Origin of the sequence: Sphingomonas sp. DC1600-2, assembly GCF_049897605.1 — a bacterium.
Classification (GTDB): domain Bacteria; phylum Pseudomonadota; class Alphaproteobacteria; order Sphingomonadales; family Sphingomonadaceae; genus Sphingomonas.
The window spans coordinates 1-10659 of sequence record NZ_JAFCWO010000011.1; the positions used below are offsets into that span (position 1 = coordinate 1).

Here is a 10659-nt window from a genome sequence, read left to right on the forward strand (position 1 = left end):
CACGGGAGTGGTCCATGGCCAAGGCCCAGTTCGCCGTCATCTTCGGCGAGCGCTTCATCAGGGCCATGGCGGCGTAATGTTCAACCGCCCGCCCACACACGGAAATCCTGACAGTGCCCTTTGGGTGCAGCCTGCCTCTGCCGACGGGCCTGCCGGTCCGCTCCTGCCGCTCCCCCGCCATTCCGGCGCCGGGTGCGGTGTTTGAAGGAGTGAGGATCATGGAACTCAAGCATATCGACATCGCCAACCTGTCCGTCTCGCCTGCCAACATGCGGGTGAAGGGTAAACCCATCGATCTGGCCAGCCTCTTGCCATCGGTGCGCGCGCGCGGCGTGCTGGTGCCGCTGATCGTGCGGGCCAAACCCAGTGCTGAACCGGTCGACGGGGGCAGTCCCGACACCTATGAGATCGTGGCGGGCAAGCGGCGCTATCATGCAGCCCTCGCGGTCGCGCAGGAAAGCGGTGAAGCCGAGCCGCTGCCGTGCGCGGTGATGGCGGCGGGCGATGATGCCGCAGCTCTCGAAGCCTCGCTGATCGAGAATATCGCGCGGTTCGATCCCGATGAGGTGATGCGCTGGGAGAGCTTTACCCGGCTGGTGCGCGAAGGCCGAACACCGGACGAGATCGCGCTGACCTTCGGGCTGACCGAGCTACAGGTGAAACGGACGCTGGCGCTCGGCAATTTGCTGCCCCGCATTCGGGGTCTCTACCGCAAAGGAGAGATCGATGCCGCGACCGTGCGGCATCTGACCCTTGTTTCAAAGGCACGGCAGCAGGAGTGGCTGGCGCTGTTCGACGATCCAGCCGCCTATTGCCCGACCGGCCATCACGTGAAGGCATGGGCATTTGGAGGCGCGTCGATCCCGGTACGGGCCGCGCTGTTCGACCTCGAGCGCTACATCGGGGATATCGTGGCCGACCTGTTCGGCGAGGATCGCTATTTCGCCGACCCGCAGGCGTTCTGGGTGTCGCAAGAAGCAGCGATTGCCGAGCGCGTCGAGGCCTACACCCAGGCAGGCTGGTCGGATGTCGTCGTTCTGCCGACCGGCGAGCCCTTCCATGCATGGGAACATGAGCGCACGCCCAAGCGCAAGGGCGGCAAGGTGTTCGTGGCTGTTGGACCACGCGGCGATGTCGCGTTCCACGAAGGCTATCTGACCACCAAGGAAGCGCGCAAGCTGGCGGTGGGAGAGGGGGCTGAGAAGAGTGACAAGCCAGTCCGCCCCGAGCTCAGTGCGCCGATCCAGAACTATGTCGATCTGCACCGGCATGCCGCAGTGCGGTCGGCGGTGGCGGCAAATCCGTCGGTGGCGCTGCGTCTGATGGTGGCGCACGCGATTGCCGGGTCGTCGCTATGGCGCGTGTCGGTCGAGCCGCAGCGAACGGCCAATGACGCGGTTGCCGAGAGCGTCGAGAATTGCGCCTCCGAAGCCGGGTTCGATTCACGACGGCGCGCCGTACTGGCGTTGCTGGGCTTCGATCCCGACATGCCCACCGTCACCGGTGGCTATGATTGCGATCACGGCCTTGCGGGCTTGTTCGTGCGGCTACTCGGGCTGACCGATAGTGCGGTGCGCGATGTGCTCGCCATCGTCATGGCCGAGACGCTGGAGGCGGGCAGTGCGCTGATCGAACTGCTCGGTGTCCATCTTGGTGTTGAGATGCGCGGCGTGTGGGAGGCCGACGACGCGTTGCTCGACCTGATCCGCGACCGCGAAGTGTTGGGCTGCATCCTGAGCGATGTCGGGGGTGCGGGCGTTGCCACCGCCAATGAGGGGGCGACCGGCAAGGTAAAGCGGCAAATCATCCGCGATTGCCTGACCGGTGCAAACGGTCGCGGCAAGGTCGAAGGCTGGGTGCCGCGCTGGATGGCGTTTCCGCCTGCTGCCTATACGCTGCGCGACGGGGTGCAGACGGTCAGTCGCAGCATGGCGTTGGGCGGCCTCGTTGAAGCGGCGACCCCGCAGGTTCTGTCCATCGCCCGTGCGGCATGATCCGATCCCGGCGGTGCCTGTTGGCACCGCCGGTCATCACATGATGCGGTGAAATACCCATCACGAATCACAATTTGGCTTCGGCTAACAGTTCCGACGCAGATGTTCTCAACACGCCCGCAATGCGCATAACGTTGAGCAACGTGACGTTGCGTTCGCCGCGTTCGATCTTTCCCATATGAGATCGGTCCAACCCTGCAGAATTAGCCACCGCCTCTTGAGACAGGCCCAATGACTTGCGTCGAGCGCGGATAGCCGTTCCCAGCGCAACAAGCGCGTTAGAAGTCGTCTGCGTTCCCGAAATCCTTGCCACGGGCTGGAAGGTCGTTCGACAGCGTATTTATGACCACGGTATTTACGACCCATTTTGACTGTGGCACGATGTCTGGCTTGAGCTGATCCTTGCGGAAGATTGGAGCCATGCCATGGCCGGATCGTATGAAAATCGCTGGTCGAACGCTGATCGTCTGAAATGCGTGTCGGTCGAAGACCTGTACCGCGATCATGGCGAATGGCTTCGCCGCCTCGTCGCGGCGCGCTTGCGTTTGCAGCCAGCCGATGTCGACGACATCATGCAGGACACCTGGCTGAGGGCCGCCCGGCCAGTTGCCGCCGACATCTCGCATCCACGCGCTTTCCTGTTTCAGACGGCGCTCAACCTGTTTCGGGATCGCAAGCGGCGCGAGGCGGTTCGCCAACAATATCAGGAGGGTGCTACCGTCGCTCAGGGCTTCGGCGGTCGGGATGCCATGTCTGAGCAAGAAGCAACGGTCGAACTTGAGAGGATCGTGCTCGACTTGCCCGAGAAGATGCGCGACGTTTTCGTGCTCAGCCGCTTCCGGCATATGAGCAATGTCGAGATTGCGGCGGCACTCGGGATTTCGGTCAAGACCGTCGAATGGCGGATGGGCAAGGCGTTGGCGTTGTGCATGAGCAAAGTACGCGACTAGACGGCGGCAGAGTCTCATGAATGACAATGAGGTGGACGGCGATGACGCCACTGAGCAGGCCGCGCATTGGTATGCGCGACTGGAGACGCTTCCCGTTTCCGCGCGAACGCTCGAACAGTTTTTCGAATGGCGCAAGATCCCCGGCAATCGCGAGGCGTTCGACGCGGTCGATCTTTTCTATCGCGAGACCGGTACGCTGGCTGGTCGGCCCGCTATTGCCGCCGCGACAGCGCAAGCGCTGACGCGATCTGCTGGCCCATCCGACAGACAATCGCTCCGCATCGGCGCGATGGCGGCGGCTGTAATCGGAGTAGGCGTCGTCGGCCTCGCGATCTTCGGCGCATGGCCCTTAAGCGGCGATCGATACGCAACCACGATCGGCGAACAGCGCACGATCCGGCTGGCCGATGGATCGAAGGTCATGCTCGATACCGACACAGTACTGACAGTTGATTTGCGTGAGAAGGCGCGCCGCATTTCGCTGGCGCGCGGACAGGCGTATTTCACGGTCGCGCACGACGCGGCGAGGCCGTTCACCGTCGAGGCTGGCGATGCGCGTGTTTTGGCGACGGGCACGCAGTTCGATGTCCAGCGCAGCGGCGACCGTATCGACGTGACGCTAGTCGAGGGAAGGGTGCGGGTCAGTTCGGGCGAGCAGCCCATTGCGCAGTTGCGGGCAGGGCAGGGGCTGACCCTCGACGGCGCGCAGCGGAGCGCCGTTCGTACCGTGGAGACCACGCCCGCGCTCGCATGGACCCAAGGGCGCATCGTGCTTGACGGCATGACGCTCGAACGCGCGATCGCCGAGGTCAATCGCTACGTTAAAACGCCGGTCCGGCTCGACGCGGCGGACTTTGCCCACGCGCGGATCAGCGGATCGGTCGAAACAGGCGATGTCGGCAGTTTCACAGCAGCCGTCACCACGGTTCTGCCGCTGAAGGCGCAGACCAATAGCGACGGCTCAATTACGCTGCGGCCGTGACGTTCACGCCCGCGCGATCCCGGATCGCGCGGGCGCAGACTTTCCATCACGCAGGCTGCGTCGCCTTCGGCCGTCCGCGCTTTGCGGGCGTTGCCACTGGCGCAGCGGCTGCCTTGGCCTGGCGACCCTTTGACCCGAGCCCGATTTTCACCGCCATGGCGCGACGCTGCTCCGAATAGGTCTCGGCGACCATCGGATAATCGGCCTTGAGATTATAGCGCTGGCGATACTCTTCCGGCGTCAGCCCGTGTGTCGAAAGATGACGGCGCAGCGTCTTGTAAGGTTTGCCGTCAATCATCGAGAGGATGTGGTCCTTCGACGCGAGCGATTTACGCACCGTGACGGCTGGAGTGAACTGCTCAGCCTCTTCGGATTCGTCGCTTGCGGTATCCGTAGCACCGCCTTTTGCGCCAAGCTCTGTGATCGTCGCGTGCATCGCGCGCAGGAAGGCCGGAACATCGTCTGCAGCAACGCGATTGCTGTTGTTGCCGAGCCAGGCGATGGTCAGTTCAGTGGCGAGTTCGACGGCATTCAATGGTGTTTCGTCAGTCATTCGGGTTCTGTCCAATGGAAGCTTTCAGCGGGCGTCAGTAGCAAGCTGGCGGCGCAATAGCCAATACTGGCTATTACGTGCTCGCTTGAGAGGCATTCTTATCGCCGTCAGATGTCTCGAACATGTCTGCAAAGGCGCGTTTCCCGCGTCTTCGCCACAGCACCAGCATCTGTTCTTGATCGTCGCCGCGCAGGCGCGCGGCGGCTTCGATCAATAGGCCGAAGATCACCGCGCGATCGTCATCGGTCAGTTTGATCAGGCCCGCCTTTGCGATCAGGCCACCAAGCTCGATCAACTGGCGTGTGCGTTCGCGGCGCTTCACTTGCCAATCGCGCGTGTCATGCCGGGCGTGCATCAACAGCAGACGATTGCGCGCTGCCATTGTCCGCCGGGTCGCCGCCTGCATCGCGACCAGCGTTGACCGCAGCGCTGCGTGGCGTCCGTTGAAAGAAGGCCGTGCCGCTCTTGCGCCACGCCTCCCGTGTCGCGCTATCGTTCGTCCCTGCGGCGGCGAGCAACGCACCCGCCAGGGTTTCGATCGGCAGGGTGTCGGCACCCGTTGCCACAACCAACTCGCCCAATTGCACGAGTTTGCGGTCGCGCAGCAGCTTTGCCTTGCTGCTCAGCGCCTTCAGTTCAGCATCGAAATCGCGGGGCTTACGCATCACCCAGTCCTCTGCTTGTGTGTGGAGGACGAACCAAATATCGCCGCAGTCGATCAGCGGCAATGCGTTGAAATGTCTTGGGACTTCGACGTCCCAAAATACATGAAATGTTTTGAGGGCGCGCTTATACGTCGTGCCGACGTGCGCTTTGAAGTGTAGATGGTGGCTCGCTATGGCGATCTATCACTTCTCGGCCAAGATCATTTCCCGCGCCAATGGTTCGAGTGCGGTGGCCGCTGCTGCGTATCGTTCGGCGTCGCGGCTGCATGACCAACGCCTCGATCGGCATCACGACTTCTCGAATAAGGCTGGCGTCGTCCATTCCGAAGTGCTGCTGCCCGACGGCGCGCCTGAGCATCTGTCCGATCGCGAAAAGCTGTGGAACGAAGCTGAAGCGGCCGAGAAGCGGATCGACGCGCAGCTTGCCCGCGAGATCGAGTTCGCGATCCCGCGCGAGTTGAACGAGGCGGAAGGCATTCGGTTGGCGCGCGAGTTCGTCCAAACCGAGTTTGTGAAGCGGGGCATGGTCGCCGATCTCAATGTGCATTGGGATATCGGCGCGGACGGCGAGGCCAAGCCGCACGCGCATGTCATGCTGACCATGCGCGATGTTGGCGAGGACGGGTTCGGCAAGAAGAACCGCGACTGGAATCGCACCGACTTGCTGGAGAAATGGCGTGAGCGCTGGAGCGAACACGTCAACACGCGCTTGGCCGAGTTGGATATCGATTCGCGGATCGCTCACCGCTCGCTGGAGGCGCAGGGCATCGACCTGGAGCCGCAGCACAAGATCGGCCCGGCCGCTTCGCGCATGGCGGCGCAGGGTCTGGCATCAGAACGGCTCGACGAGCATCACGAAATCGCCCGAGCGAACGGCGAGAAGATCATCGCGCAGCCGGGTATCGCACTCGACGCGATCACCCGCACGCAAGCCACCTTCACCAACCGCGATCTCGCAATGTTTGTGCACCGGCACAGCGACGACAAGGATCAGTTCGATCGCGTGATGGCAGCGGTGAAGGCCGCGCCGGAGCTGGTCGCGCTCGGCAAGGACGGGCGCGGAGAAGCGCGCTTCACGTCACGCGCGATGATCGAGACCGAGCAGCGGCTTGAGCGTGCAACCGCCAATCTTGAATCCCACCGCCGCTATGGCGTCGGCGAGCAACACCGCAAGCTCGCATTGGTCCGTGCGGAAATGCGCGGGATGAGCCTTTCGCCTGAGCAGCACAGTGCGTTCGATCACGTGACCAAGGCGCAAGGGATCGGCGTGGTCATCGGCTACGCCGGGACCGGCAAGTCGGCGATGCTCGGCGTTGCCCGCGAAGCGTGGGAAAGCGCGGGCTACCGCGTTCAGGGGGCGGCGCTGTCGGGCATAGCCGTCGAGAATTTGGAGAGCGGTTCCGGTATCGCATCGCGCACCATCGCCAGCCTTGAACACCAGTGGGCGAAAGGCGAGGGATTGCTATCGTCAAGTTACGTCCTTGTAATCGACGAAGCCGGGATGATCGGGACCCGGCAGATGGAACGCGTCATCGCCGAAGCCGAGAAGCGCGGGGCCAAGGTGGTACTGGTGGGTGACCCCGAGCAGCTTCAAGCGATCGAGGCGGGCGCCGCGTTTCGCTCGATTGCGGAGCGACACGGCAGCGTCGAGATCACCGACATCCGCCGCCAGAAGGTCGACTGGCAGCGGAGTGCCACGCGCCAGTTGGCGACCGAGCGCACTGGCGAGGCGCTCGCTGCCTATCGCAAGCACGGTGCGGTGCATGTTGCGGCCACGCGAGACGAAGCGCGCGCCGATCTGGTCGAGCGCTGGGATCGCGAACGGATCGCGCAGCTAGGTGCGAGCCGGATCATTCTTACGCACACCAACGACGAAGTGCACGCACTCAACCTGGCGGCGCGCGAGCGGCTGGCGCGCGCTGGCGCGCTTGGTAGCGATGTCGTGCTTCATGTCGAAAAAGGCGAGCGACGCTTTGCTGCTGGCGACCGGGTGATGTTCGGTCGCAACGAGCGCAGTATGGGCGTGAAAAACGGATCGCTCGGACAAATCGAGAGCGTCACCCCGAGGCGCATGGCAGTGATGCTCGACGATGGTCGGTCGGTAGCGTTCGATATCAAGGATTATGCCGCAGTGGATCACGGCTATGCCGCCACCATCCACAAAAGTCAGGGCGTGACGGTTGATCGCGTGCATGTGCTGGCCACGCCGGGTCTCGATCGCCATGCCGCCTATGTCGCGCTGTCGCGGCACCGCGACGGCGTTCAGCTGCACTACGGGCAGGACGACTTTGCCGATGAGGCCAAGCTTGTCCAAACGCTGTCGCGCGAGCGGTCCAAAGATATGGCATCCGACTATGCGCGCGATGCTTCCGGCTCGCGCGCTGCCAATCCGCGCGGGATCGCCGTGCCTGCACCCGGGCGCGTTCCGGAACAGGAGCGCGCGCGCAGCCGGTTTGACGGCTTGCAGCTTCGGCCCATCACGCTCGAGCCAACGCCAAAGGCCTCGGTTCCGAACGCAGATCTTGCGCTCCCAGCAGCAGTTGAGCGTCATGGTCGTATCGTGGGCACCATGAGGTTCGCCCAAAGCGTGGGCGAGCCCTATACCGACGAGCAGAAGGCAGAACTCGTCGCGAGCCGCCGATCGCTCGACACTATCCGCCCGCACGCGGTCGATGATCTCGAAACTGCCATGGCGCACGATAATCGGCTGATCGACGAATCCGCCAAAGGGCGCACCGCAGCCACAATCCGGGCGATGCAGCTCGAAGCGGAAATGCGCGAGAACCCGACGCTCCGCGCCGATGTGTTTGTTCAACGCTGGCAAAGCCTCGAGCGCCAGCGTCAGGCGCTTCGACGCTACAACGAGGACAGCAAGATCCGGATGGTCGAGACCAAAATGATCGGCATGGCCAAGAGCCTGGAGCGCGATCCGCAGGTCGAGTCGATCCTGCGGATACGCAAGGGCGAACTCGGGTTACCTGCAACGCCCAATCGCAGCATCGGTCATAGCCTCGCGGAAATGATCGGGTGGAGGCGGACCAGGGGGCTTGGCGTTGAAGTGTGAATTCGTTCAAGTAAGCGCTGAAAATAATCGCATGTTGACCTTGTTTCAGTGTAGATCTCTAATGGTAGTAACGCTGACGCTTTAGAATTAGAATATGCCGGATGGAACGCTCCTTGAGTTTTGCACATTCTTTGCCGGGCAGATCTGAAGCGGAGTGGGAGCCGCTGTCCCATCATCTGCGGCAAGTGGGTGCGCGCGCCGAGGCATTTGCCGCCGTCTTTGGCGCGGCACAAGTCGCGCAAGTGATGGGTATATTGCACGACATTGGCAAGCACTCCCAAGCCTATCAGCGCTACATTCGAACGCCCCAGACGAGCGAGGCTAAGACGCGTGGCCCGGATCACAGCACGGCGGGGGCGAAGGAAGCTGTCTGCCTGTACGGCAAGCTCGGTCGTTTGATGGGGTTTGGCATTGCGGGCCATCACGGCGGCCTAATGGACGGGCACGCCCTGACCGAACGCCAGAACAAGACGGTCGAAGATTACACCGGGTGGGAGGTGCACGCCCCGCCGTTGCCCGACCTTGCTACGCTGCTGGCGAAGCTCAGAAAACCGCATCGCAACGCCATCGAACCGGCCTTCAGCCTCTTCTTCCTGGTCCGGATGCTCTTTTCTTGTCTTGTCGATGCCGATTTCCTGGAGACGGAGCGTTTCTATGCGGCGGCTGAGGGGCTTGCGCCGCCGCAGCGCGGGGGAAAGGTAGACCTTCGCCACCGCGATGCCGTCCGCGCCTTTATGGCGAAGCATCGACGTGAGGACACGCCCGTCAACAAACTGCGCTCGCAAATCCTGGACCATGCCGTGGCGAAGGCCGGGCTGGAGCCGGGCCTGTTCACGTTGACGGTCCCCACCGGCGGAGGCAAGACGTTGACGTCGCTCAGTTTTGCGATGGAGCATGCCAGCGCGCACGGGCTGGATCGGATCATCTACGTCATCCCCTTCACCTCGATCATTGAACAGACGGCCGATGTCTTTCGCGATGCGCTGGGAGAGCGGTTGAAGGGCGATGTGCTCGAGCATCATTCCAGCTTCGACTGGGATCGGCGGGAACCCGCCGGGGAGGGCGATGCCGAAGGGGAGGGTGTCAGCGGTCTCGCCAAGCTGCGACGGGACACGGAAAACTGGGACGTGCCGATTGTGGTGACCACGGCGGTCCAGTTCTTTGAAAGCCTGTTCGCTGCCCGTACCAGTCGTGCGCGCAAGCTGCACAATCTGGCCAGGAGCGTGATCGTGATCGACGAGGCGCAATCGATCCCGGTGCATCTGCTGCGGCCGTGCATGGCGGCGATTGATGAACTGGCCAAGAACTATGGGGCGAGCGTGGTGCTGTGCACAGCGACCCAGCCTGCATTGCGGCAGCAGGACGGTGCCCTGCCACACTCGACACCCGGAGGCGTTGCCGAAGGATTCGATATTCCCACCGAGCGCGAACTGGCACCCGATCCTGCCGCGCTGTACCAGGCCCTCAAGCGGGTCTCGGTCGAATGGCGGCAGGAGCCGCTGCCTGATGCGACCATTGTCGCGCGCTTCGCTCAACAACCGCAGATGCTGTGCATCGTCAACAGTCGCGGTCATGCGCGCGATCTGTTCGATGCGATCAGCGATCAGCCGGGCGCGCGCCACCTGACGACGCTGATGTGTGCCCGGCACCGGCGCGAGGTGCTTGCCAAGGTCCGCGCCGATCTCGCGGAGGGCAAGCCAGTACGACTGGTGGCGACGAGTCTGATCGAGGCTGGCGTCGACGTGTCCTTTCCAGAGGTGTGGCGTGCAGCCGCGGGCCTGTCGAACGTTGCCCAGGCGGCCGGGCGCTGTAATCGGGGCGGCGAACTGGTCGGCTTCGGTCGCGCTGTGGTGTTCGAGCCGGCCGATCAGCGCATCCCGCCCGCCATCCACGCCTTTTATACTCCGGCCCGCGAAGCCTTGCGCCTCCATGCCGAAGACCCGCTGAGCCTGGAGGCGATCCAGCATTATTATCGCGCGCTGTACTGGCACCAGGGCTATGCGGCGCTCGATCGGGCGACCGGGCGCGGTGAACCCTATGCGATCGTCCCGGCTGTGCGGGACAGCGCGGACGCGCGCGGCTTTAACTTTCCCTTTGCTACGATCTCGGATGCCTTCCGCGTGATCGACGAGGTGATGGACCCGGTGCTCATTCCGTATGACGCGGATGCCGAGGAGGCGCTGCGCGCGCTTGCCCATGCCGACTTCCCACCGGCGGGAACGTTGCGCAAGCTCCAGCAATATGTCGTGCCGGTGCCAAAGCTAGTCCGCGCCGCGATGTTGGCGAACGGAGATGCGGGGGTCGTGTGGGAGGATTATGGGGATCGGTTCGTGCGCTTGGGTGACATGTCCCTGTATGACCGCTGTCTGGGCCTGGCGCTTTCGGCCCCGGAATGGCGTGGATCGGAGCAAAACATCATCTGATACGCGCTGCTGCCGCAGATTGGCAGTT

The 10659-nt window shown here is 63.2% G+C and carries 10 protein-coding genes; 5 read left to right on the plus strand and 5 right to left on the minus strand.

The features are described from left to right. Window positions 1-220 (minus strand): hypothetical protein (locus tag ACP7BL_RS15185; RefSeq protein ID WP_426258742.1); only part of this gene is annotated, 220 nt, incomplete at its 3' end. Here ACP7BL_RS15185 and ACP7BL_RS15190 point away from each other — a divergent pair. Further along, complete coding sequence (locus tag ACP7BL_RS15190) at window positions 219-1994, plus strand: ParB/RepB/Spo0J family partition protein (protein WP_299111278.1); 1776 nt, start codon at window positions 219-221, stop codon at window positions 1992-1994. The genes ACP7BL_RS15185 and ACP7BL_RS15190 overlap by 2 nt on opposite strands. Window positions 1995-2061: 67 nt before the next feature. Here ACP7BL_RS15190 and ACP7BL_RS15195 read toward each other — a convergent pair whose 3' ends face one another. After that, window positions 2062-2307, minus strand: a complete 246-nt coding sequence (locus ACP7BL_RS15195) for a helix-turn-helix domain-containing protein (RefSeq protein ID WP_299111281.1) — start codon at window positions 2305-2307, stop codon at window positions 2062-2064. Between the two features lie 112 nt (window positions 2308-2419). Here ACP7BL_RS15195 and ACP7BL_RS15200 point away from each other — a divergent pair, with 112 nt between their 5' ends. Both ACP7BL_RS15200 and ACP7BL_RS15205 read left to right on the plus strand, forming a co-directional pair. After that, on the plus strand, window positions 2420-2944 hold the full coding sequence (locus ACP7BL_RS15200) for an RNA polymerase sigma factor (protein ID WP_299111285.1): 525 nt from the start codon (window positions 2420-2422) through the stop codon (window positions 2942-2944). 16 nt (window positions 2945-2960) lie between these two features. Further along, window positions 2961-3926 (plus strand): FecR family protein, encoded by a 966-nt coding sequence (locus ACP7BL_RS15205; protein WP_299111288.1) that lies wholly within the window; start codon window positions 2961-2963, stop codon window positions 3924-3926. A 46-nt stretch (window positions 3927-3972) separates the two neighbouring features. Here ACP7BL_RS15205 and ACP7BL_RS15210 read toward each other — a convergent pair whose 3' ends face one another. The 3 genes from ACP7BL_RS15210 to ACP7BL_RS15220 form a co-directional block, all read right to left on the minus strand. Next, on the minus strand, window positions 3973-4479 hold the full coding sequence (locus tag ACP7BL_RS15210; protein ID WP_426258743.1) for a MucR family transcriptional regulator: 507 nt from the start codon (window positions 4477-4479) through the stop codon (window positions 3973-3975). Between the two features lie 73 nt (window positions 4480-4552). Further along, window positions 4553-4861, minus strand: a complete 309-nt coding sequence (locus ACP7BL_RS15215) for a conjugal transfer protein TraD (protein ID WP_426258744.1) — start codon at window positions 4859-4861, stop codon at window positions 4553-4555. Then, window positions 4818-5144: a conjugal transfer protein TraD gene (locus ACP7BL_RS15220; protein WP_299111300.1), complete on the minus strand. Its 327-nt coding sequence runs from the start codon at window positions 5142-5144 to the stop codon at window positions 4818-4820. The genes ACP7BL_RS15215 and ACP7BL_RS15220 overlap by 44 nt, the downstream gene beginning before the upstream one ends. Window positions 5145-5316: 172 nt before the next feature. On the opposite strand from ACP7BL_RS15220, the gene traA reads away from it, so the two are divergent. Both traA and ACP7BL_RS15230 read left to right on the plus strand, forming a co-directional pair. Further along, entirely contained in the window at window positions 5317-8208 is a 2892-nt protein-coding gene (traA, locus tag ACP7BL_RS15225) for a Ti-type conjugative transfer relaxase TraA (RefSeq protein WP_299111297.1), read from the plus strand. A 113-nt stretch (window positions 8209-8321) separates the two neighbouring features. Then, complete coding sequence (locus tag ACP7BL_RS15230) at window positions 8322-10631, plus strand: CRISPR-associated endonuclease Cas3'' (RefSeq protein ID WP_426258745.1); 2310 nt, start codon at window positions 8322-8324, stop codon at window positions 10629-10631. Window positions 10632-10659: the final 28 nt, after the last annotated feature.